This is a genomic window from Algimonas porphyrae, from assembly GCF_041429795.1.
GTDB classification, from domain to species: Bacteria; Pseudomonadota; Alphaproteobacteria; order Caulobacterales; family Maricaulaceae; genus Litorimonas; species Litorimonas porphyrae.
The window spans coordinates 695200-716741 of sequence record NZ_CP163424.1 but is presented as its reverse complement, the minus strand read 5'-3'; the positions used below and the strand labels follow the sequence as shown (position 1 = coordinate 716741).

Here is a 21542-nt window from a genome sequence, read left to right as displayed (position 1 = left end):
GACTACTCTTCCTCATCCTTGGCTGCAGGCGCTGGCGCGGCGTCAGCTTTGGTGTCTTCCTTGGAGGCCGCTTTTTCAGCTTTCGCTGGCGCTTCCATCGTGAACTTGCCCGGCATCGGCAGATCGTCGGCCTTGGCACCCTTGACGGCATCCTTCAGCTCGATCCAGGCGCCTTTGGATCCGGGGACGTGGCCCTTGACCAGCACCAGGCCAGCATCCGTATCGACACGCTCGACCGTCAGGTTCTGCAGCGTGCGGCGAACCGCGCCCATGTGACCGGCCATTTTCTTGCCCTTGAAGACCTTGCCCGGATCCTGACACTGACCTGTAGAGCCGTGTGAACGGTGCGAGATCGAAACGCCGTGCGTCGCGCGCAGACCACCAAAATTGTGGCGCTTCATCGCACCTGCAAAACCTTTACCAACGGTGATGCCCGAGGCATCGACTTTCTGGCCGGGAACGAAGTGGTCGGCAGCCATCGCGGCGCCGACTTCGATCATATTGTCCGGAGAGACACGGAACTCGACCAGTTTCTGTTTGGGCGTCACGCCCGCTTTGGCAAAGCGCTCACGCTCGGCCTTGGCCACGCGTTTCACTTTCGCTTCGCCCGCACCCAGCTGCAGAGCGGCATAGCCGTCGCGTTCGGGCGTTTTCTGTGCCACGACCTGGCACCCTTGCAGGTCCAGAACAGTGACGGCGACATGATTTCCGGCGTCGTCATAAACCCGGGTCATCCCGAGCTTGCGCGCCAATAAGCCTGATCGTTGCATCAGCAGGTTATCCTTCAAGAAGATCGCCCTGCCCTCACCGCGAGGACGGGGCGTCATATGCACAATGGTCTCGGGAAGTAGAGGCTACGATCTAGCAAAATCAGGCCAGCGCGTCACGAGCGACGCCTAGCCGATTACAAGTTCAAGATCGTGAGCCGCGTCTGCCTAAGGCACTGCCAGCTATGAACGGTGCGCCCATTACGGAGATGACGCGGAAAGGTCAACCAGCTGTGTGCAGAAAAGTCGGGCGATCATCACGGGCTGTGACTGGGACAGGCCGACTCTGGTTGTGTAAGTGTGACAAAGCGTGGCTGAGAGCCGACGGACGCTTGATTGCCCCATAAACTTCGCCTTACGACCCACACATGGCCTCGTCGACACAAGCCCGCAGCAAGAGCCCGAACCTCAAAGTCTGGCTGATTGCCATCGGCTGGATCGGCCTCTCCGCCATTTACGTCACAATTTTCATGATGACGCAAATGTCCGGCTTTGCCGACGCTGTCCGGCGGGCGCTGATCTCCGTCATTCCGGCGGCGCTGTTGGCGATACCGAGCAGCCTGATCGTCTCGCGCCTCATCATTGACAGACCCCTTTGGCTGCAGGCGGCAGCACACATCACGCTGAGCGGGCTTTTCGCTCTCTTCTGGTATCTGGGAATTCAGACGGGATATGGGCTGCAGGAAGGCTGGTTGCTGAATGGATTGAGCACCAACCGATTCTATATCGGCGCGCTCGTCTGGCAGCTCTTTCAGGGCGTTCTCCTCTACGCACTGATTGCAGCCATCACCTATGCCGTCCACTTCCATGATATGGCCAAACGCGTCCGGCTTGAACTGGACAGCGACCGTTCCGCCATATCGCCAGGAAATGCCGAATCGACGAGCCTGCGCCGTCTGCTCGTCAGGAATGGCCGTGAGATCGTGCCCGTTGATCTGAGTGAGGTCATTCTGATTTCAGGGGCTAGCGATTTCGTCGAGGTCATCACGGCGCGGGCCAGCTACACGTCCAGTAAAACGCTGGCCGAACTGGCTGAAAGCCTGCCCGGAGCCGACTTTGACCGCATTCATCGCTCCCACATTGTCAGGCTTGATAAGATATTGTCTGTCGCCAACTCCGGTGACGGTCGTCTGACACTGGGTCTAGAAGCCGGACATAGCGTGACGACCAGTCGGTCCGGCGCAAAGCGCTTCAGACAGCGCACGGCATAACCTCCACTGACGCTGAAAACTGTCGTTTCAGGGGAAAAACACGCCTGCCCGAAAGGGCGTGATATTGAGACGGCATGAAAGCTCTTCAATGCCGCGCGGCACTCCTCATTGCGACCATTCTGATGGCAACCGCCTGTTCCAGCCTGCCAGAACCCGGTCCAGCAGAGGCACGCAGTCCGACCCGGAACATGACCGCCGGAACCGCCCACTATGTTGGGGGATTCTGGCTGGTCCCGGGAACGGCGGGCCCCGACGCCGACTATGTCCGTGCAGACCGCTTTTCGCAGAACGGCGTCTTTGTAGACAGCCTTGCCGAACCCGCTGACCGCACAGTCGATCTGTCCGGGCTCTTCATCATCCCGCCGCTTGCAGACGGGCATAATCACTGGATCGAGGGTCCCTGGACAGATGACGCCGCACAGGCGCTTCTGGAACAGGGCGTGTTCTATTATAAAAATCCGTCCAGCCCTGTCAGTTCAACCAATCGCTATCGTGCGCAATATGATCGCCCTGACACGATTGATGTGACGTTCAGCCTCGCCTCACTTTCCGTATCTGGCAGTCATCCCGAACCGCTCTATCAGAGGCTGGCGCCACTTTATAATATCGATCCGGAAGCGCTTGATGGCGAAGCCTTCTACGACGTCCCGGATGTTGAGACGCTGGAGGCCCGTTGGGATACGATCATTGCGGCTCAACCCGATTTCCTGAAACTGATCTTCCTCGATATTCAGCGCGAATCCCCGGCCTCTCCCGCAACCCTGTCCGTCGCCGTGGCCGAGCGAGCCATCGAATTGGCGCACGCCGCAGGATTGCGCGTCAGCGTACACGGCGTGACGGCAGCCGATTTCCGAACGGCAGCAGAACTTGGTGCGGATGATGTCGTGCATCTTCCGGGCTGGGAATTGGCGTTCGGTTTGGGGGGCGATCATTACCGGATCACGCCCGAGGATGCGGCGCGCGCGGCCCAAGGCGGCCTGATGCTGGTCACGACCGCCTCCATTGCGGCAGGCAGCGGCGATGAGTGGCGGAATGCGGATCACCCGAAAAGCCCGCTTCAGACGCTCCAGTCAGACAATCTGAAAACATTGAGAGCTGCAGGCTTGCGTCTTTTCATAGGGGTCGACACATCCCTCCGGCCTATTGACGAAGTCGATTACCTGCGCTGGCTCGATTTTTCCGATGATGCATCGATTTTGCGAGACTGGGTCCGCACTGGGCCGGATTACATCTTTCCGGACCGTGCCATCGGACGTTTGCAAACTGGATATGAAGCAAGCTTCATGGCGCTTCCCTGCGACCCCTTTGCGGCCTTCGACTGCGTGCGCGATCCGAAACATCTCGAAAAACAGGGCACCCCGATCGGAGCCATGCCATGAGATACATCGTCCTCGGCGCGGCCCTGTGGCTCGGTGCCTGTGAGCTTAAGGCTGCCCCTGTGACTGAATATGTCGGCGGACAGTGGTGGACAGGGACCGACTTCGTCAGCGACACACGCTATGTCAGGGACGGAGAATTCGTCGACCCGCTTTCACACGCGGCTGAGACGCGCGTCAGCCTGGCGGGGCGGTTCATGATCCCGCCACTCGCGGATGCGCACCTGCATAATCTCAGCGGCACGCAATCCACATTCGCCACGCTGTCAGAATTGCGGCGCGACGGCATCGTCTACGCCGTGTCGCTCGGCGATTCGGCTAAAGGGCGACGCGCCAGTCTAGCCTGTGAACGCCACACAGGCTCAGCCGATATCGTACGGTCCAACGGCATGATTACTTCGCCCGGCGGCCACCCTGTCATGAACTATGAAGCACAAGCTCTCGGCAAGCAGGGCTGGTCGCTGACGGATGACGATCGCGAAATGATCGCCGAAGCCCCGGTCTTCGCCCAGGACGTCTACTGGACCGCACAGTCCGCAGCAGATATTCGCGCCATGGAAGCCGCCTATATCGCGCAGCAACCCGACATCGTGAAAGTCATTATCTTCGGGGATCGCGGCGTCGATGACGAGACGCTCCACGCTGTCGTCAGTATGGCAGCAAGGCACGACAGGCGCGTTTTCGCGCATATCAATGATGCGAAGGATCTGGAACGCGCCATCGATGCCGGTGTCGACGCGCTCGCCCACATCTCAGGTTACGATACGGGCGCCCCTGTATCGAAGGCGCTGATCGCGCGTCTGGCCGAAACCGATATCGCCGTCATTCCGACATTGGCCCGTCAATTGGCGATGGAACCCTTTGTCCCTCCGCAATACCGCCTCAGCGAAACAGACCGTCAAACGCTTGAAGCCGGTCACGCACGAATTCTGAATGATCTGATACAGGCCGAGGTCACAGTATTGCCGGGGTTCGATCTCAATGGCGGTACAGCCTTGGACGAGATTCTCTACTGGATCAGGATTGGCGCCGTTACCGCTGAAGAGGCATTGATGATTGCGACGAAGAATGCGCCGCAGCATCTTTTTCCCGACCGGACTGTCGGTTGCTTGGAGATTGGGTGTGAGGCCAGTTTCATCGCTCTGACAGCCGATCCCAGACAGGATATGCGCAGGGTCCGCACAGCCATGAGCGCTCTGATTTTCAAGGGCGCGGCGATCCCGACCGCTTTACCCGCTTGTGATCAGATAGCCCTTTAAGACGGATCGGTAGAGAGGTCTGTCAGGCCGCCTGTTCCGCATAGTCGTCGATAACGTCAGGCATGGCGAGCTGCTCGCCCACATCCGTGAACCAGAGGGCTAGATCCTGTGTCGGATCGGCGGCCTGATCTGGACTGCCGGCCTGCACGCCGCCTAGCGCCGGGCCGATGGCGTGGGCGTCCGGCAGCAGGAAGCCAGCCCGGTCCATCAGCCGGTCATATGGATCGACAGCCACGGGCCCACCCATCTTCACGACCTGCCCATCGACAAGAATGCGCGGAAAATCCGGGCTTTCGCCGAGCGCCGTAATGATCAGTCCCGCATCTGAGAGAGAGCGGGTCAGGACCCCGGCTTGCGTATCCGCGACACTCAGCGTCGAGACGCTGACCGATTCCATTACGCGGCCCCAATCCTGCAACTGATCCCGCACGGCCTGAGCGCCCGCCTGCGTCCGCCCCAATATCACGACACCTTGCGCCTGCATCCCGCCAATGCGCTGCAGCACGCTGTCCCGATCCTTGCCGAGCGCGTCCGATGAGCGCACGACTTTTTCAAGCTGGTCCGGCGACAGGCCACATTCGAGCAATTGCGCCAGAATGGCGGTCTTTTTCTCGGAAGCCCCACAGGCCAGAACGACACGCTGCGACGCGGAGCCGGGCTGATTGTCGACGCGCCAGAAGCCGTCTTCGTGGCGTAGCGTATCACAACGCGCTGCGCGCAGGATAAGCGACCCGCTCCGGCGCATGTGATTGAGCACGAGCCGTTTCAGCCGCGCCAGAAACGCTTCGACCTGCGGTCGGGGGACACGGCAATCATCATCGACCAGCCCGTCAAACGCCTTGGCCAGATCCTCATCGTCCTGGATCAGGTCGGGAAGCCCGGTGAGGCATGAGCGCAAGGTCCGCACCGGAACGTCATAGGTCCGCGCATAGGCCCCGGACCGTCCACACCGTCCCGGCGAATCGTCAAGCATCAAGACGGAGCAATCCTCCGCTTGCCCGGTCCGGATCAGCGTACAGAGCAGGCCCAGTGAGGCTGCCCCTCCGCCGATAAGGAGAATATCATGAGACCGGGTCGCTGTGCTAAAATCTGACATGAGCGATTGCGTAACAGAGCGCCCTTGCCGTTCGTTTAAGCAATGGGGTTAATGAACTCCAACCGGCGCAAACAGCCGGGCGACCCGCCCGACTGCGTCATTCCCAGCCCCGTTTTTTCATCTCGGACGAGCGCGATCTGGAAACCGGAACCTGTTGTCCCGATTTGAGGCGAACGGTTTTCTTGCCCTTGGTCGCAATGATCGCTTCGACACCCTCGCGCGCGACCCACCAGGATCTGTGGGTCTGCAGGCCATCGACATCCGCCAGATCGCGCAACGCGTCCGAGAGCCGCAGCAGGATCATCGTCTCGCCCTTATCCGTGTGAACCCGCAGATAATGACCTTCCGACGAGACGGCCCAGAGTCTGGCGTCGCGGAACTTGATCGGCAGGCGCTGTAAAAAGGCCTGCGCCCGGTCGGGCGGCACCGGAGCCGGGTGAGGGTTTGCAGGGGATGACGTCATCGCGCCGATAACGGTGCGGCCCGTGACGATAACAAGAGCGATTGTCGCAACTGCAAGAAACTGCAGCCCCCAGTTCGACAGGGAATAGGACCAGCGCAAATTCGTATTCAGTCCGACCAAACCGATAGTCAATGGTATGGCCACGAGCGTGCTGATGACGACCACCTGAAGTGCGACCGGCCTGCCCGGCATCCAGCGCTTCATCACCAATGGCTCTGCCATGGACACGCTCAACGCGCCTGCACTCATCAGGACGAACCAGAACAGGAAACGCGATGCGACCGGCAGCGCATCGGAGTCATAGACCCCCAAAAACGCAAAAATGGCGGCCAGCAGGACGCAAATGCCGAGATCCCGCGTGATGCGAGACAGGACCATGTCGTTCTGAGGCGTCTCCATTCGTGCATCATGAATGGTCAGGAGTGCCGTTCAAGTAAAAAACGGGGCCGTTGGTGAAAACCGGCTCGCGAGCTGACGCGGGACGACGACAAGACAGGACATCGAAACACATCTTGGAAAGATCGTCATGTCCACACCCCCATTGACAGCGCCAGCGCGACACACCCCACACCCCAAATCAAAGAAACGGCTATGGGCCGGGCGCATTGCCAAACTGGCCCTTTTGCTCAGCCTCGTCGGAACGGCGGCAAACTGGCGAAACATTCACATGGTTGCGACCTATAATCCGATCATTCTCGCGGGATCTTACGACACTCCGGCAAGCCTCGCGCAATCCCGCGCTCAGGACATTGATTATCTCTCGCGCCTGACCCGCTATGACCGCAGCTTTGACACGGCCGAGCGCGAGGCCTTCACCCGTCATCTGGAGGATATGAGACACCGCGCAGGACAGATGAGCCATGCCGCCTTCTATCTCGCTGTCAGCAAGGCCGTCGCTCTGGCTGACAATGGCCACACGAATATCGACATCGACCCGCTTTATAACAAATTTCCGATGGTCGACGTTCGATTGGCCTGGTTCGCGGATGGCCTGTTCATCGTCGAGGCCGCCGGGGCGGCCAGGAACCTGATCGGCCAGCGTGTCACTCATATTGATGGTCATACCGTCGACGCCGTTACCGACGCGCTGCGTCCTTATCGCGGGGGGAACGACGTCTGGCGGAAGAACGCCGCCCCGTCTCTGATGATCGCGCCCGCCATTCTGTTTGAAGCCGGCATCGCCGATCAGACCGACCGTCTGATCCTCAGCCTCGCCACCCCAGACGGCACGGCAACCGATCATCTCATGATGGCAGAGCGCACGGCGCATGAAGCCTCGACGGATAACTGGACCCGTCTTCCGGTTCCGCAAGATCAGGCGCGCCCGATCTCTCTCGCCGCAGGGCGCGGTGCAGTCGAAGGGGCTCTGCCCGCGCGCGGCCACTATATCCGCACGCCGACAGGGTTCGGCACGCGGGATATGCCCCTGCCGCGCTTCTACGCGCAAACCCTCGACGCGATCGAGCCGGGTTCGCTCGACTATCTGGTCATCGATTTTCGTCGCAATAGTGGCGGGGATTATGGCCGGGCCGTGGACTTCGCGCGGCGCGCACATGAAACTGTGAAAGAAACCGGGACTCTCTACCTTGTCACCGGGTCCGATACCTTCTCTGCTGCCATCGTCACGATCGCCATGATCCGGCATTATAGCGACCGGAAGGTCGTCATTATCGGCACGCCGATGGGAGACCGGGAGCAGTTCTGGGCCGAGCGCGGGATGGAGTTCCGCCTGCCCCATTCGGGATGGCGGATCTTCTATGCGACCGGTTACCACGATTGGGGCGGCGACTGTTCCGTCGAGCGTTACTGCTTCACCCGGAATCGGGCCTTCGATGAGGTCGCAGTCGGATCACTGTCGCCGGATGTAGAGATCGGCGAAACCTTTGCCGATCATCTCGAGGTCCGTGATCCCGTGCTGGATCATATCGTCGCCCAGCACACGACTGATCACGATGGGAGCGCATACTGATCTCACCATTGGACTCATTGGCGTTTACGATAAGACGGAACGCCGCTCTTGGGCGCAACTTGAATTATCTTCAAGATTACATCGTCCGTGTCGTTGACAGATAGCGAAACTGGGGAAATGTCGACCGCTCTCTGGCTGGTTCGTCAGCCGCGACTGAAAGGACCTAAAAAAAGTGACAATTCGACCTCTTCTGGCGGGCCTTTGCCTCCTCGCTTTCGCTTTGGCCGGGTGTGCCGCCGCGGACGGCGCCGCCGTCGCAGCCGACACCACATCGGATGACGCCGTGACCCTCGTCATCCGGTTTGACGCGAATGATGACGGCCTGGCCGAACTCAGCGCGATCATGAACGGCGTATCAGACGCGATGGCATCCGAACCCGGCTTCGTCTCTGCCACCGTGATGCGGAATATCGACGACCCGAACGTGTTTCTGCTGACGGAGATCTGGGAGTCCAAGGCGCTGCATCTTGAGCATTTTGACCGCATCAATGACAGTGGCGACTGGGCCATGATCAAATCGCTCTTGGTCGCCGATCCGCAGATGGGATATTACAGGGTCGAATAAAGGGAGCCGTCGCCCGCGTCTCTATCTCTTAGTCATACCAACAAAAAAACGCCCCCAATGGGAGCGCTTCGCCATCGGGCTGAAAAAAAAGCGCTTTGCGCGCCTCTGCTTTCTGTCTGTCGCGGCTTCAAAACCATCCGGTTCGACGAGACGGTTGCGGGGGCTATGCGCTCTAAAGGCGGCGAAGATCGAAGCGGGGTACTCTAGCGCGGTTCAAGGGTCATTCGTCCACGCCTTCTTGCGGAAATTTTACCGCCTCACCGTCAGAAGCTTCCTCCTTATCCGGCGCATAGAATGGATATAATTCCCAAATCTGGGGTCCGTCATAGGGTTCTCGCAACGCATCATCGAGAACCCTTCGGACATTGACTCCGTATGATAGCCTGGCCCGGTCCCAATATTGTCGACCGCCAGGCGCAGCCAGAAGAGGGCGTATTAAGGCCTTGGCATCATCGAGTGATTCATCATGGGCAAGCTTGTCTTTCTGCATGAAGACGACATTTTCAGTGATATTGATGAAAATGTGCATGAAATAACCAAACCAAGCCTGTTGCTGAGACGTGGCATCCTCATAATCCTGCAAACAGATCCTGACACTTTTCAACGCCTCGGGGTCGCGGGTGATAACATCATAGACCGTCTCCCACCGGAGCAAAGCCTCTCTCTCGTGTTCAGCCCGCGCAAGGGCATGGTTCTGACGCTGCTGAAAATAGATCGCGATCAGCGAGGCGAGGATCGCCACCACCGCGATGATTTGGCTGGAATAGTAGAGCGTCTCGAGGGTCATGAAGTGCCCTGAATGTCTCGAGCCTCTTCAGCCTCTATTTCGGCAACGATCTCATCGATCCAACTGCGGAAGGGATCGATGTAGACCTGCTCACGGGCGATGGCCCACCATTGTCGTGTTCCTCGGAAACGAAAAAAGCCGACACAGTTCAGTCGGGAGCGTTCAACCATATCATCGTAGGTAAGGCCTTCCTGATGAAGACGGACAGCATATTCTGACGCTGTCAAAAGATTGGTCATCTGAAGGTAGAACCGAAAGCTCTCTTCCCGAGACAAAGGCTCTTTGCCCATCATCCCCCGATATATCAGCGACGCATTCTCTTCGGTTCCAAAAATATCATTTTGTATCTGGACGGCGACATCGATCGTACGCGTCGTCAGCTCCGCCCGCGCCAGATCATTGGCTTGCTCGCTTTGCCGGATCGCGCGCTGATTTTGCTGATGCGTGTGGCGCGTCTGGAAGATGAGCGCGATGAGCGAGCCCAGGATCGCGATAACGGCGACCGTCTGCCCGATGTAATAGATGCTCTCAAGGGTCATGCGTCGGAGACCTCGGTCTCCTCGTCTTGTTCGAGGAGGGGTTCTAAACGAAGTGTCCCGGCCAGTTCAGGATAGCGTTTGTCGAATTCGGGACGGATGAATTCGAATATCGCAGGGTTATGGGCGCCCAGTCTTTCCTGCAGTCTCCAGACTTTGCTGAAGGCGGGTTTGCTGAGAAACCAGCATATGGTTTGGAATGCCGTTTCTTCTGCGACCGGTTCGAAAAGTCGCTGCGCCTTGGCTGACATGGCGCTCCGGACAAGGTTCACGAGGATGGGCCCGAACAATGAGAGTCTAGTGAATTCCTCAACTGAAAAATCGGACTGCCCGTTCATGGCGTGCGCAAAAATATGACTCAGTTCAGGGTCGGACAGGATCATCTCGACCTTGTCGGAAAAGGCGTTGCTGATCCGGTCCGAAACTTCATTGCGGGCGAGCATGTTGGCCTGGCGCATTTGCAGGCCAACGAAAAGCAGCGAGCCGATCACGCCCACGACGGCCAGGATCTGAGAGACGTAATAAACGATTTCGAGGGTCATGCGTCGGTCCCCGACTCATCTGCCCCACGGTCAGGTGTGGCAATCGCAGGCATGAGACCGTCAACATGGTCGCCGAAACCACCCCCGAACTGACCGTTCGCTCTGAGCCGTTTCCATTCGGATCGGAACAGCGGTCGGGTCAGATACCACGCTGTGTTGGCATCCCCGTCCTTCATGTTCATATCGGCGAGCAAACCGTTCTGTGACGCGCCCCATACGCTCCTGTGCCCGCTCAGCATGATGTTGAAATATATCAGGATGCGTGTCTGTTCGACGGGCGTGAGATCCTCTTCCTCAAACATCACCTTTCGGAAGATCGTGGCAAGGTCCTCAGTCTCCATTACGGCCTTTAAGGTTTCGGCGTAAAGTCCGCCGAGCAGCTCAGCATTCTCAGTCCGTGCGATGATGTTGGCCTGACGTTGCTGCCAGTAAATTGCGACAAGCGAAATCAGGATTGCGACAACGGCGACCGTCTGACCGATGTAGTAGATACTCTCGAGTGTCATAATCCCGCCCTCCCACCTGTCGTTTGCATGGATTGGGAAAGAGGCAAAACAAAAAAGGCGTCCCGAAGGACGCCTCATTATTGCTGTTTTTGAGCTGGGCTTTATGCGCCGAGCTTGATCTCGACGTCGACGCCGGCGGCGAGGTCGAGTTTCATCAGCGCGTCGACCGTCTGTGGAGTCGGGTCGACAATGTCGAGCATGCGCTTGTGCGTGCGGATTTCGAACTGTTCGCGCGACTTCTTGTTGACGTGGGGCGAGCGGTTGACGGTGAATTTCTCGATCCGGGTCGGAAGCGGGATCGGGCCACGGACAGAGGCGCCGGTGCGCTTGGCCGTCGCGACGATTTCGCTGGTCGACTTGTCGAGGATGCGGTGGTCGAAGGACTTCAACCGGATGCGGATATTCTGGCGATCCATGGCTTTTCTTTATCTTTGTTTATTCTTGGGTTTTCAAACAGCGGATCCGGCGCAGGAAAATAAACTCCCGCGCCGGGATTGCGGGATGGAGCGGGCTAACCCTACTCCGTGATTTTGGACACGACGCCTGCGCCGACTGTGCGGCCGCCTTCGCGGATGGCGAAGCGCAGCTTCTCTTCCATCGCGATCGGCACGATCAGTTCGACATCGACGTTCACATTGTCGCCCGGCATGACCATCTCCGTGCCCGACTTCAGGGTCACGACACCGGTCACATCCGTCGTCCGGAAGTAGAACTGCGGACGGTAATTGTTGAAGAACGGCGTGTGGCGACCGCCCTCATCCTTGGTCAGGATGTAGGCTTCGGCCTCGAACTTCTTGTGCGGTGTCACGGAACCCGGCTTGCAGAGAACCTGGCCGCGCTCGACGCCTTCGCGGTCGATGCCGCGCAGCAGCGCGCCGATATTGTCACCGGCTTCGCCGCGGTCCAGCAGCTTGCGGAACATCTCGACACCGGTACAGGTCGTCTTGGACGTGTCGCGGATACCGACGATCTCGATCTCGTCACCGACATTGATCACGCCGCGCTCGACACGACCGGTCACAACCGTTCCCCGACCCGAGATCGAGAACACGTCCTCGATCGGCATCAGGAAAGGCTGGTCGACCGCGCGCTCAGGCTGCGGGATATACTCGTCGACGGCAGCCATCAGCTTCTTGATCGACTCTTCACCGATCTCAGGATCGCGGCCTTCCATGGCGGCGAGCGCCGAACCGGCAATGACGGGAATGTCGTCGCCCGGGAACTCATAAGATGAGAGCAGCTCGCGGATTTCCATCTCGACCAGCTCCAGCAGCTCCTCATCGTCGACCTGGTCAACCTTGTTCATATAGACGACCAGCGCCGGAACACCGACCTGACGGGCCAGCAGGATGTGCTCGCGCGTCTGTGGCATCGGGCCGTCAGCCGCGTTCACCACCAGGATCGCGCCGTCCATCTGCGCCGCACCCGTAATCATGTTCTTGACGTAGTCGGCGTGACCCGGACAGTCGACGTGAGCATAGTGACGGTTGTCCGTCTCATATTCCACGTGAGCGGTCGAAATCGTGATCCCGCGGGCCTTCTCTTCCGGCGCGCCATCAATCTGGTCATACGCCTTGAAGTCACCAAAATACTTCGTGATCGCCGCCGTCAGCGTCGTCTTGCCATGGTCAACGTGACCAATCGTGCCAATGTTCGCGTGCGGCTTGTTACGCTCGAACTTTTCCTTCGCCATGAGAGGCTCCTTTTACGCGTGAATTGAGTTGCGGGCCGCGCTTACGCGCCGCCCTGCTTGGAGATGACTTCGTCCATGACGGCCTGCGGTGTCGCGGCGTAGTGATCGAAGACCATTGTGAACTGCGCCCGGCCCTGTGACTTGGAACGCAGATCGTTGACGTAGCCGAACATGTTGGCCAGCGGCACCATCGCATTGATGACGTTCGCATTGCCGCGCATTTCCGTGCCTTCGATCATGCCCCGGCGAGAGTTCAGATCGCCAATCACGTCGCCCATATATTCGTCGGGCGTGACCACTTCGACCTTCATGATCGGTTCCAGCAGCTTCAGCTTACCTTCCTGCTTGATCTCACGGAAGGCGGCGCGGGCCGCGATCTCGAATGCCATGACGGACGAGTCGACGTCGTGATACGCGCCGTCATAGAGCTCGGCCTTGAAGTCGATGACCGGGAAACCCGCCAGCAGGCCGGTTTCGGCCATGGTGCGGATACCTTTTTCGACACCCGGGATATACTCCTTGGGCACGTTACCGCCGACGACCGAATTCTCGAAGACGATACCTTCGCCCGGCTCCAGCGGCTCGAACTTGATCTTGACGCGACCGAACTGACCCGAACCACCCGACTGCTTCTTGTGGGTGTAGTCAATATCGACAGCATGGGCGAGCGCTTCGCGGTAAGCCACTTGCGGCTGACCGATATTGGCTTCGACGCCGAATTCGCGCTTCAGGCGATCGACCAGAATGTCGAGATGCAGTTCGCCCATACCCGCCATGATGGTCTGACCGGATTCATCATCCGTGCTGACGCGGAAGGACGGATCCTCGGCCGCCAGTCGCTGCAGGCCGATGCCGAGCTTTTCCTGGTCGGCCTTGGATTTCGGCTCGACCGCAATCTCGATCACGGGATCGGGGAATTCCATCCGTTCCAGAATGACCGGATCGCTCTGCGAACAGAGCGTGTCACCCGTCGTGGTGCGCTTCAGACCAGCCACGGCGATGATGTCGCCCGCATAGGCTTCCTGAATGTCTTCGCGATCATTGGAGTGCATCATCATCATACGACCGACACGCTCCTTATTCTCCTTGACGGAGTTGAGCAGCGTCGTGCCGGTTTCCAGCTTGCCGGAATAGATACGGCAGAAGGTCAGCGTTCCGACGAACTTGTCGTTCATGATCTTGAAGGCCAGCATGGAGAGCGGCTCATCATCGGACGCCGGACGTGTGGTCTCTTCACCCGTCTTGGCATCGATGCCCTTGATCGCCGGAATGTCGAGCGGGCTTGGCAGATAGGCGACAACGGCGTCGAGCAGCGGCTGAACACCCTTATTCTTGAACGCCGTGCCACAGAAGACCGGAACGACCTTGTTGGCGATGGTAGCGGCACGGACGAGACGCTGAATGGTCTCGACGTCGGGCATTTCGCCTTCAAAGTATTTTTCCATGACCGCATCGTCCATTTCGGCGACGGCTTCGATCAGGGCGGTGCGATATTCCTCGACCTTGTCCTTCATGTCGTCCGGCACGTCGACCGTTTCATAGGTCGCGCCCAGATCGGCTTCGGCTTCCCAGATATAGGCGACGTTCTTGACCAGATCGACAACACCCTTGAACTGATCCTCGGCACCGATCGGCAGCTGCATTTCCAGCGCGTTGCCGCCCAGGCGATCCTTCACGGACTGCACGGAGTTGTAGAAGCTGGCACCGATCTTATCCATCTTGTTGATGAAGATCATGCGCGGGACATTATACTTGTCAGCCTGACGCCAGACCGTCTCGGTCTGTGGCTCCACACCGGCATTGGCATCGAGCAGCGCGACGGCACCGTCGAGCACGCGAAGCGAGCGTTCGACTTCGATGGTGAAGTCCACGTGTCCGGGCGTATCAATGATGTTCAGGCGCTTGCCGGCCCAGAAACAGGTCGTCGCAGCCGACGTGATCGTGATCCCGCGTTCCTGCTCCTGCTCCATCCAGTCCATGGTCGCCGCGCCGTCATGCACTTCGGCGATCTTGTGGTTCTTGCCGGTATAGTAAAGGATCCGCTCGGTGCAGGTCGTCTTACCCGCATCGATATGGGCCATGATGCCGAAGTTGCGGTAATCCTTGAGTTCGTATTCGCGTGCCATCTCAGGCTCCGTAGATCAGAATGGGTGTCCCAAAATGGGGGTCAGGGGCGGGCCGACAGACCCGGCCCGGAAATTTGTTACCAGCGATAGTGCGAGAATGCGCGGTTGGCTTCCGCCATCCGGTGCGTGTCTTCGCGCTTTTTCACGGCGGTGCCGCGATTGTTCGACGCATCCAGCAATTCGCCGGCGAGACGTTCACGCATCGTGTTCTCATTGCGGTTACGCGACGCAGAGACGAGCCAGCGAATGGCCAGCGCCTGACGCCGTTCAACGCGGACTTCGACAGGGACCTGATAGGTCGCGCCGCCGACCCGGCGGGAGCGGACTTCGACGGCCGGCTTGATGTTCTCGAGCGCGTCATGGAAAACGCGCATCGGCTCTGTCTTGGCCTTGTCTTCGACAATGTCGAGCGCACCGTAGACGATGTTCTCGGCAGTGGATTTCTTGCCATCGAGCATGATGGCATTCATGAATTTGGTCAGCACGATATCGCCATATTTGGCGTCGGGCAGGACTTCGCGTTTTTCGGCGCGGTGACGACGGGACATCTGTTTCTACCCTCTTACTTCGGACGCTTGGCGCCGTATTTCGAACGACGCTGACGGCGGTCTTTCACGCCTTGTGTATCCAGAACACCACGCAGCACGTGGTAACGCACACCCGGCAAGTCTTTCACGCGACCGCCGCGGATCAGAACGACGGAGTGTTCCTGCAGATTGTGGCCCTCACCCGGAATATAGGAGAGCACTTCGAAACCGTTGGTCAGGCGCACCTTGGCGACTTTCCGCAGGGCCGAGTTCGGCTTTTTCGGCGTCGTTGTGTAGACGCGCGTACAGACGCCACGCTTTTGCGGGCAGGCTTCCAGCGCGGGAACCTTGTTCCGCTTGCGCTTGTCTTTCCGCGGCTTGCGGATGAGCTGTTGAATTGTTGGCATCAAGCCGTCCTTGTTCTCGTTCGCGGGGTTGGCCGCATTGCATTGGCATTTATACCGCGCGGGGTATGCCGCGCCATGATCACGTGACCCTGTGAAAGACTTTCGTCCTGCACAAAGCGCAGACGACCGGGCTTTCCAGATTCGGAAAAACCGGGGCCTGCTGAAAATAAAACCGGCCCGGACGTCATGCGTACGGGCCAATCTGTAAGTCTGTTCCGTCTCGAACGAGGTTTCCAGGGCAACCCCTGGACAGCACGTCCACTGACGGCGCGCCCTATAAGCGGCAGGATTTATGCCGTCAACAGGGGAGTGCGGTTGGGGAGTGGAGGAGATCTGGAACAGCCAGCGTAAGAGACTAAGCGTACTTTACGAACGCCTACCAAGCCCTAACTCATCTTCAAAACATCATCGTCTCATAAGTAGCCACGCTGGAGGTGAATGAGAAATCCACAGGGCAAAGATAACAAAACCTATAAGAAGTGATGCTGCCTCCGCTACTGCGTTTAATCAACAATCAATATAGAGGGCTTGGTTCTATTCCTAGATCGAAACTCGGATATAGCCGATTTTCATACCGTCATTTTGTGTGAGGATTTTGCGACATGTAATTCCTTGGCCTCATTCATCCACAGAAGAGCGTGCAAAAACGGTCGCTTTGGCAACACAGCTTGTGACGCACTTTAAACAAATGGAAAAGAACAGTGCCTCAATGGAAGTCCTCCAAAAAGTTGGCCTGTCAAATCTCAGCAAACGCTATTTATTACTAAGCGTATAACAAGCATCCACAATAGCATCATATCGAGAGTTAAAACACTCTCTAGTCTCAAGGTTGTACCAATCATTAATGTTATAGTTTGGGGTAGGGTTTTCTTGAAACATGATGGAGCGATACTCTGTACATAGAGGCGGTCCGTAAATTCCGTCTCCCTTCACGCACCCATTAAAATCGCAATAATTAAGCTTAGTCATTGCCCTCTCGATATCGCAACTTCCATAGATTTCATCAGATTCCATCTGACGGTTTTCTTGTTCAGCAAGTCTTTTTTCTTCTGCTTCTCTATACTGTTCGTTACGCGCCTGTCTTGCAGCGTCTTCTTCAAATAAATGGGCTTCATAAGCTTGTCGAACTTCGTCCTCAGAAAAGCCGTTCGCATGCTTGTAGAACTTAGTGTAATCATATTTTTCAGATCTGGTTTTGTTAGCTACTATGAAGTTGACCCATTCATCTAAAGTTTTAGGTGCTGCTTCTACTGCCTGCAGATAAAGTCGAAAATCTCCATCTCTTTCCTCACCAGAGAACAAAACATTTCCCTCTGCGCCTGAGTTTTCAACTCTAAAGGATACATCGTGTGAAAAACTAACATCGGGCCATATTTCTCTACCAAATACACTTTTTTCATCAATATAAACACTCACGAAACCAATAATAATCATTCCAGAATCTTCTGGTTGATTTACTTCGAGACATTGCTTGCCCATCTCACGTTTCAATTCTGCAGATCCCACCAGTCTGTCAGGCTTTTTATAAGAAAAATTTTCCACGTAAGACGGCACATTTGAAAACCTCTTCAAAAACTCTTTCCAATTGGCAGTTTTACGGGTGTTGTTAATTCCGTCGACATGAGATGGATTTACACCTACAGAGGTGAAAAACTGCGTTTCGCATTCTATATAAGGTTTTTCCGAGAAAAAGATGTGGTTGCCATTATGGAACCAAAACTCCCCATATTGCATTTTTCCTGCCTTGATTATTTGGCGATATGCTTTTTCGTAAGCATCTAGCGAGTGGGGTTTGGCACTATGATGTTTATCGGCTTTATCGTGATTATTTTGGGCCTTTGTGGCAGTAGCAGTGAACATCAAAACACATAATGAATAACACAAAGTCCTAACAAACAATGTCTTCATGACCTTAGCTCCAAAACAACTTTGGTGTAATCTTGGCTTTGTAGACACCTTGCTTGGCAAAACTGCAACCGATAATAAGGTCGTCTTCGCGACACCTGCGAATGGCGTGAGTACTGGCCGAAGTCAAAAATCATGAAGGCATAAATACTCAAGAGCCCACTCAATGCGGTTCGGAGAGGAGTAGATATGACTATGACTATCACAATCGACCCCGTCGTGTTGCGAGCTACAGAAGAATGGGGAGGGCTTGCCCTCCCCTTCGTAAGTCGCAATCCACAAGTGTGGGGTTGTGGTTATGCAGTGCCGAGTGGCTTCAAGTCCCTAGTGATATTATGCACTCTACGTCTGACATGAATTGCATCATAGACAGCCTGCATCCGTAGCCAGTTATCCGCCGCGCCTCCAAAGACGGCCTCTAAGCGCAGCGCCATTTCAGGAGAGACGCAACTGCTCTCCTGATTGATAAGGTTGTTGAGGGTCTGGCGGGAAACGCCAACATGCTTGGCCGCATCCGTCACAGTGACTTCCAGCGCCTCAATCGTGTTCTTGACCATCTCTCCGGGTCGGGCGGCATTGTGCATCCGCATGTCTACCTCCTATTAGTAATTTTCATAGTTCGCATTGTCTCGGCCTTGTCGTTCGCAAAGGTCAAGGTGATACGCTAATTCGCTCGAACGGTGATTGACCATGTGCCTTCAAATCCCTCCCCGCTCATACCGGCGGACGCCGATATCCAGATGGGACATGGTGTGTGACGCCGTGAGCCTGGACTCCGGCTTTCGCCGGGGTGAGCGGCGGGGTTGGGTTTGCTAGGGGTTAAACAATCCCCGCCTTAGAAAAACTCAATCCACCCCTTTCCCACCGCCTCTCATCTCCCACCCGTCAGCCTCAGGCGCGGGAGGAGTACGACTTTCTGGATGGGGCGGGTGGATGTGTGGGGCCGGGAGGTCCCGTGGCGGGCATGATGTGCGGTGGGTCCTCCGATGACGGCCCTTTTTGCCGCCCCGCCATTGCGAGCACGCTGTCGTTCGGTGGATCGTGGTGTCAAAGACTACCGACCCCGGCTTCTGACGGTGAGCCTCGCCGATCTCTCCCGGTGGGCCTGCCCGGCATGACGTACCATGCGGGCCGCCCCTTTCGCCATCATCCTTTGTAAAGATAGGTCCGGTCCGGGCCGTGCCAGAGCCAAGTACCCCGCTTTCGGGACGCGCCCATCATGCGCGTCCCGGGCGGGAGAGACCTCGGAACCCCCAAAGGGGTTCATCCGGACGGGTAAAGGTTGCAGCGGGTGACAGGTGAACGCGCACAGATCCGATCCGCGCGGGCGATGCCCGGCGTAAAATGGTATAGTTTTGTCTGTCCATCACTGGGCAGAGCCCGCGCCCCGTGTTCGTCACGGAGATCAGAGGCGGTGGGCCACTCCGTCAGATGGGTGGCTGGACGTAAGCGTGTGGGCGGGTGTCAGGCCTGCCCTGATCGCAGGCTAATGAGTTTTACGAGCCAATGGGTTTTACGGTCCCACCGGTTCTGTCGCACCGGCCTCCACCGCTTCCATGACGCGCAGCAGGTTGCCGCTCCAGATCTTGGCGATCTGGGCCTCCGTGTAACCGCGGCGGATCAGTTCGGCTGTCACGGCTTCGGTTTCGGACGCGTCGCGCCAGCCGTCGATGCCGCCGCCGCCGTCAAAGTCGGAGGCGATGCCGACATGGTCGATCCCGGCGACGCTGATTGCGTGATCGATATGGTCCACGAAGTCGGACACGGTGGCCTCGGGCGCCATGGCGCTGATCAGGGCGCGTTCGGCCATATAGGCGTCCCGCTTGGCCTGATCCCAGCGATTGCGGTCACCATAGGCCGCGTCGAGCGCGTCGCGGGCCGCCTGCTGTTCGGGGGTCGGGGCTTTCACATAGGCCCCCAGCGCGACCATATGCGCGACACCGCCGACATCGGCGATCTTGCGCAGCTGTTCATCGTCGAGATTGCGCGCACTGTCCGCCACCGCCTTGACGCCGCTATGCGAGGCGATGATCGGCGTGCGCGACAGATCCGCCGCCTGCATCATCGTCTGTTTGCCCGTATGCGACACGTCGACCATGATCCCAAGATCGTTGAGCCGCCCGACCAGCTCCACGCCGAGCGGAGACAGGCCGCCCCATGTGCCTTCCCCGCCGTCACGTTCCGGATGCGGGTTGGAGCTGTCGCCGAACTGATTATTGCCGAAATGGGTGATGCCGACATAACGAATACCGCGCGCCGCCCAGGCGTCGAGCGTCGACAGGTCCGGCCCCAGCGGATAGGCGTTCTCCATCCCGACCAGCACGGCATGGCGGTCATCCGCCACAATGTCGCGCACATCATCGGCGGTCAGCGCCAGTCCGAACTGATCCGCATGATCGGTGGTCAGCGCTTCGATCGCATCCATCCGCGTCGTCGCGATTTCCAGCGCGGCAGCGTAGCCCTCCGCATCCATTTCGCCCTGCGGTGTGTAGACGATCCAGAAGCCGCTATCGAGCCGGCCTTGCGCCAGCTTGGGCAGGTCGACCTGCAGCTCAGTCGGGCCCGTCGGGTCGATCTCGGTCATATAGGTCAGCGGAATGTCGATGTGAGTATCGAGCGTCAGCGTTCGGTCATGAATGTCCGAGACGTCCATGATCTCGGGCACTGAGGCACAGGCGGCCAGCAGGGATGCGGAAACGAGAAGAGCGGAGCGAAGAGCAGTCATCGAATATCCTTTTGCGCTTTGTTCAGCTTCCTGTCGCACAAATGACCCCATGACCGCCATACCCAACATGTCCGCAGAGGAGATCCGCACGCGCTTTCTCGCCCATTTGTCGGGCGAGCGCCGCCTGGCGGACAAGACGGTCGAGGCATATGGGCGCGACATTACCGACTTTCAGACATTCATGATGCGCCATCTCGGCGAACCGGCGGGTCTGAGAGTTCTCGCTGCGCTGAAGCCGACGGATTTTCGGGCCTATCTGGCTTATCGCCGCAGGGGTGGGCTGGGTCCGGCCTCGGTCCAGCGCCTGCTCTCGGCCATCCGGACCTTCTATACCTATCTCGACCGGCGCTGGAACGCCGCCAATTCCGCCATCGCCCTGATCAAGGGCCCGCGCCGCAAGCGACCGGTTCCGAAAGCGCTCTCAGTCGACGGCGCAAAAGGCTTGCTCGATGGCCGGATTGAGGATGATGGCGTGATGATCGATGCCGATGCAGGCCGAACCGTCCCCGACTGGGTCAAGGCCTGCCGCACCGCCGTGCTATCGCTCGCTTATGGCGGAGGCTTGCGGATCGGCGAGGTGCTGTCGCTGACGACGGACGTCGTACCGCCGGGAGGGACGCTGGGAGAGACACTGGTCATCATCGGCAAGGGCGGCAAATCCCGCCTTGTACCGATATTGCCTGCCGTGCGTGAGGCCGTCGCAAATTATGTCCGCCTCTGCCCGCATGATCTGGACCCGGGAACTCCGCTCTTTCGGGCTGTTCGCGGCGGGGCCTTGCGTGCGCGGGCCGTTCAGGCCGAAATGCAGCGCCTGCGCGGTGCGCTCGGTCTGCCTGAAACGGCCACACCCCATGCGCTGCGCCACAGTTTCGCGACCCATTTGCTGGCCGGGGGTGGCGACCTTCGCACCATCCAGCAACTGCTCGGCCATGCCAGCCTGTCGACGACGCAGCGCTATACGGATGTCGATGCGGCACAGCTGAAAAAGGTTCACGCTGCCGCCCATCCGCGGGCCTAGCGGGAAACGCGATCCGGCACATCCGCCCGGCACGCCCGCGACACAAGCGACCGGGAACAGTGAG

Annotated in this window: 21 protein-coding genes; 6 read left to right on the top strand and 15 right to left on the bottom strand. The window is 58.1% G+C overall.

All coding sequences use genetic code 11. The features are described 5' to 3' along the window. Nucleotides 1–2: 2 nt before the first annotated feature. Nucleotides 3–770: a 50S ribosomal protein L3 gene (rplC, locus tag AB6B39_RS03495; protein WP_348520200.1), complete on the bottom strand. Its 768-nt coding sequence runs from the start codon at nucleotides 768–770 to the stop codon at nucleotides 3–5. A gap of 365 nt (nucleotides 771–1135) precedes the next feature. Here rplC and AB6B39_RS03490 point away from each other — a divergent pair, with 365 nt between their 5' ends. From AB6B39_RS03490 to AB6B39_RS03480, 3 genes are all read left to right on the top strand, one after another. Next, on the top strand, nucleotides 1136–1978 hold the full coding sequence (locus AB6B39_RS03490; RefSeq protein WP_284373579.1) for a LytR/AlgR family response regulator transcription factor: 843 nt from the start codon (nucleotides 1136–1138) through the stop codon (nucleotides 1976–1978). A 74-nt stretch (nucleotides 1979–2052) separates the two neighbouring features. Further along, entirely contained in the window at nucleotides 2053–3357 is a 1305-nt protein-coding gene (locus tag AB6B39_RS03485; protein WP_284373581.1) for a hypothetical protein, read from the top strand. After that, complete coding sequence (locus AB6B39_RS03480) at nucleotides 3354–4613, top strand: amidohydrolase family protein (protein WP_284373583.1); 1260 nt, start codon at nucleotides 3354–3356, stop codon at nucleotides 4611–4613. The genes AB6B39_RS03485 and AB6B39_RS03480 overlap by 4 nt, the downstream gene beginning before the upstream one ends. 22 nt (nucleotides 4614–4635) lie before the next feature. Here AB6B39_RS03480 and AB6B39_RS03475 read toward each other — a convergent pair whose 3' ends face one another. Together AB6B39_RS03475 and AB6B39_RS03470 are read right to left on the bottom strand one after the other, a co-directional pair. Beyond that, complete coding sequence (locus AB6B39_RS03475; protein ID WP_284373585.1) at nucleotides 4636–5709, bottom strand: hypothetical protein; 1074 nt, start codon at nucleotides 5707–5709, stop codon at nucleotides 4636–4638. Between the two features lie 97 nt (nucleotides 5710–5806). Beyond that, nucleotides 5807–6571, bottom strand: coding sequence for a LytTR family DNA-binding domain-containing protein (locus AB6B39_RS03470; protein ID WP_284373588.1), 765 nt, complete (start codon nucleotides 6569–6571; stop codon nucleotides 5807–5809). Between the two features lie 127 nt (nucleotides 6572–6698). Here AB6B39_RS03470 and AB6B39_RS03465 point away from each other — a divergent pair, with 127 nt between their 5' ends. Both AB6B39_RS03465 and AB6B39_RS03460 read left to right on the top strand, forming a co-directional pair. Beyond that, nucleotides 6699–8141 carry a hypothetical protein gene (locus AB6B39_RS03465; RefSeq protein ID WP_284373590.1) on the top strand — a complete coding sequence of 481 codons (1443 nt, stop codon included), beginning with the start codon at nucleotides 6699–6701 and terminating at the stop codon, nucleotides 8139–8141. A gap of 172 nt (nucleotides 8142–8313) precedes the next feature. Then, the gene (locus tag AB6B39_RS03460; protein WP_284373592.1) at nucleotides 8314–8706 is read left to right on the top strand and encodes a putative quinol monooxygenase; all 393 of its coding nucleotides are present in this window, start codon (nucleotides 8314–8316) and stop codon (nucleotides 8704–8706) included. Nucleotides 8707–8926: 220 nt separating this feature from the next. Here the strand turns inward: AB6B39_RS03460 and AB6B39_RS03455 are convergent, their stop codons facing one another. The 12 genes from AB6B39_RS03455 to AB6B39_RS03400 form a co-directional block, all read right to left on the bottom strand. After that, entirely contained in the window at nucleotides 8927–9493 is a 567-nt protein-coding gene (locus AB6B39_RS03455) for a hypothetical protein (protein ID WP_284373594.1), read from the bottom strand. Next, nucleotides 9490–10032 (bottom strand): hypothetical protein, encoded by a 543-nt coding sequence (locus AB6B39_RS03450; RefSeq protein ID WP_284373596.1) that lies wholly within the window; start codon nucleotides 10030–10032, stop codon nucleotides 9490–9492. Before AB6B39_RS03450 ends, AB6B39_RS03455 begins: the two co-directional genes overlap by 4 nt. Further along, entirely contained in the window at nucleotides 10029–10571 is a 543-nt protein-coding gene (locus AB6B39_RS03445) for a hypothetical protein (RefSeq protein ID WP_284373599.1), read from the bottom strand. Before AB6B39_RS03445 ends, AB6B39_RS03450 begins: the two co-directional genes overlap by 4 nt. Next, a complete protein-coding gene (locus tag AB6B39_RS03440) occupies nucleotides 10568–11077 on the bottom strand; it encodes a hypothetical protein (protein ID WP_284373601.1) in 510 nt (169 codons plus the stop codon). The genes AB6B39_RS03445 and AB6B39_RS03440 overlap by 4 nt, the downstream gene beginning before the upstream one ends. A gap of 101 nt (nucleotides 11078–11178) precedes the next feature. After that, nucleotides 11179–11493, bottom strand: coding sequence for a 30S ribosomal protein S10 (rpsJ, locus tag AB6B39_RS03435; RefSeq protein WP_284373603.1), 315 nt, complete (start codon nucleotides 11491–11493; stop codon nucleotides 11179–11181). A 101-nt stretch (nucleotides 11494–11594) separates the two neighbouring features. Further along, complete coding sequence (gene tuf, locus AB6B39_RS03430) at nucleotides 11595–12770, bottom strand: elongation factor Tu (protein ID WP_284374397.1); 1176 nt, start codon at nucleotides 12768–12770, stop codon at nucleotides 11595–11597. A gap of 41 nt (nucleotides 12771–12811) precedes the next feature. Continuing rightward, nucleotides 12812–14896 carry an elongation factor G gene (gene fusA, locus AB6B39_RS03425; protein WP_284371832.1) on the bottom strand — a complete coding sequence of 695 codons (2085 nt, stop codon included), beginning with the start codon at nucleotides 14894–14896 and terminating at the stop codon, nucleotides 12812–12814. A gap of 77 nt (nucleotides 14897–14973) precedes the next feature. Further along, complete coding sequence (gene rpsG / locus AB6B39_RS03420; RefSeq protein ID WP_284371830.1) at nucleotides 14974–15444, bottom strand: 30S ribosomal protein S7; 471 nt, start codon at nucleotides 15442–15444, stop codon at nucleotides 14974–14976. A 14-nt stretch (nucleotides 15445–15458) separates the two neighbouring features. Beyond that, a complete protein-coding gene (gene rpsL / locus AB6B39_RS03415) occupies nucleotides 15459–15830 on the bottom strand; it encodes a 30S ribosomal protein S12 (RefSeq protein ID WP_284371828.1) in 372 nt (123 codons plus the stop codon). A 753-nt stretch (nucleotides 15831–16583) separates the two neighbouring features. Further along, nucleotides 16584–17738, bottom strand: coding sequence for a hypothetical protein (locus AB6B39_RS03410; protein WP_284371825.1), 1155 nt, complete (start codon nucleotides 17736–17738; stop codon nucleotides 16584–16586). Nucleotides 17739–18031: 293 nt separating this feature from the next. Then, complete coding sequence (locus tag AB6B39_RS03405; protein WP_284371823.1) at nucleotides 18032–18325, bottom strand: HigA family addiction module antitoxin; 294 nt, start codon at nucleotides 18323–18325, stop codon at nucleotides 18032–18034. Between the two features lie 923 nt (nucleotides 18326–19248). Next, nucleotides 19249–20460, bottom strand: a complete 1212-nt coding sequence (locus AB6B39_RS03400) for a dipeptidase (RefSeq protein ID WP_284371821.1) — start codon at nucleotides 20458–20460, stop codon at nucleotides 19249–19251. A gap of 49 nt (nucleotides 20461–20509) precedes the next feature. On the opposite strand from AB6B39_RS03400, the gene AB6B39_RS03395 reads away from it, so the two are divergent. Continuing rightward, entirely contained in the window at nucleotides 20510–21478 is a 969-nt protein-coding gene (locus tag AB6B39_RS03395) for a tyrosine recombinase XerC (protein ID WP_284371819.1), read from the top strand. Nucleotides 21479–21542: the final 64 nt, after the last annotated feature.

Coding starts and splice junctions, on each gene's coding strand:
- rplC (WP_348520200.1), bottom strand. CDS start 770: ATGCAACGATCAGGCTTATTGGCGCGCAAGCTCGGGATGACCCGGGTT.
- AB6B39_RS03490 (WP_284373579.1), top strand. CDS start 1,136: ATGGCCTCGTCGACACAAGCCCGCAGCAAGAGCCCGAACCTCAAAGTC.
- AB6B39_RS03485 (WP_284373581.1), top strand. CDS start 2,053: ATGAAAGCTCTTCAATGCCGCGCGGCACTCCTCATTGCGACCATTCTG.
- AB6B39_RS03480 (WP_284373583.1), top strand. CDS start 3,354: ATGAGATACATCGTCCTCGGCGCGGCCCTGTGGCTCGGTGCCTGTGAG.
- AB6B39_RS03475 (WP_284373585.1), bottom strand. CDS start 5,709: ATGTCAGATTTTAGCACAGCGACCCGGTCTCATGATATTCTCCTTATC.
- AB6B39_RS03470 (WP_284373588.1), bottom strand. CDS start 6,571: ATGGAGACGCCTCAGAACGACATGGTCCTGTCTCGCATCACGCGGGAT.
- AB6B39_RS03465 (WP_284373590.1), top strand. CDS start 6,699: ATGTCCACACCCCCATTGACAGCGCCAGCGCGACACACCCCACACCCC.
- AB6B39_RS03455 (WP_284373594.1), bottom strand. CDS start 9,493: ATGACCCTCGAGACGCTCTACTATTCCAGCCAAATCATCGCGGTGGTG.
- AB6B39_RS03450 (WP_284373596.1), bottom strand. CDS start 10,032: ATGACCCTTGAGAGCATCTATTACATCGGGCAGACGGTCGCCGTTATC.
- AB6B39_RS03445 (WP_284373599.1), bottom strand. CDS start 10,571: ATGACCCTCGAAATCGTTTATTACGTCTCTCAGATCCTGGCCGTCGTG.
- AB6B39_RS03440 (WP_284373601.1), bottom strand. CDS start 11,077: ATGACACTCGAGAGTATCTACTACATCGGTCAGACGGTCGCCGTTGTC.
- rpsJ (WP_284373603.1), bottom strand. CDS start 11,493: ATGGATCGCCAGAATATCCGCATCCGGTTGAAGTCCTTCGACCACCGC.
- tuf (WP_284374397.1), bottom strand. CDS start 12,770: ATGGCGAAGGAAAAGTTCGAGCGTAACAAGCCGCACGCGAACATTGGC.
- fusA (WP_284371832.1), bottom strand. CDS start 14,896: ATGGCACGCGAATACGAACTCAAGGATTACCGCAACTTCGGCATCATG.
- rpsG (WP_284371830.1), bottom strand. CDS start 15,444: ATGTCCCGTCGTCACCGCGCCGAAAAACGCGAAGTCCTGCCCGACGCC.
- rpsL (WP_284371828.1), bottom strand. CDS start 15,830: ATGCCAACAATTCAACAGCTCATCCGCAAGCCGCGGAAAGACAAGCGC.
- AB6B39_RS03410 (WP_284371825.1), bottom strand. CDS start 17,738: ATGAAGACATTGTTTGTTAGGACTTTGTGTTATTCATTATGTGTTTTG.
- AB6B39_RS03405 (WP_284371823.1), bottom strand. CDS start 18,325: ATGCGGATGCACAATGCCGCCCGACCCGGAGAGATGGTCAAGAACACG.
- AB6B39_RS03400 (WP_284371821.1), bottom strand. CDS start 20,460: ATGACTGCTCTTCGCTCCGCTCTTCTCGTTTCCGCATCCCTGCTGGCC.
- AB6B39_RS03395 (WP_284371819.1), top strand. CDS start 20,510: ATGACCGCCATACCCAACATGTCCGCAGAGGAGATCCGCACGCGCTTT.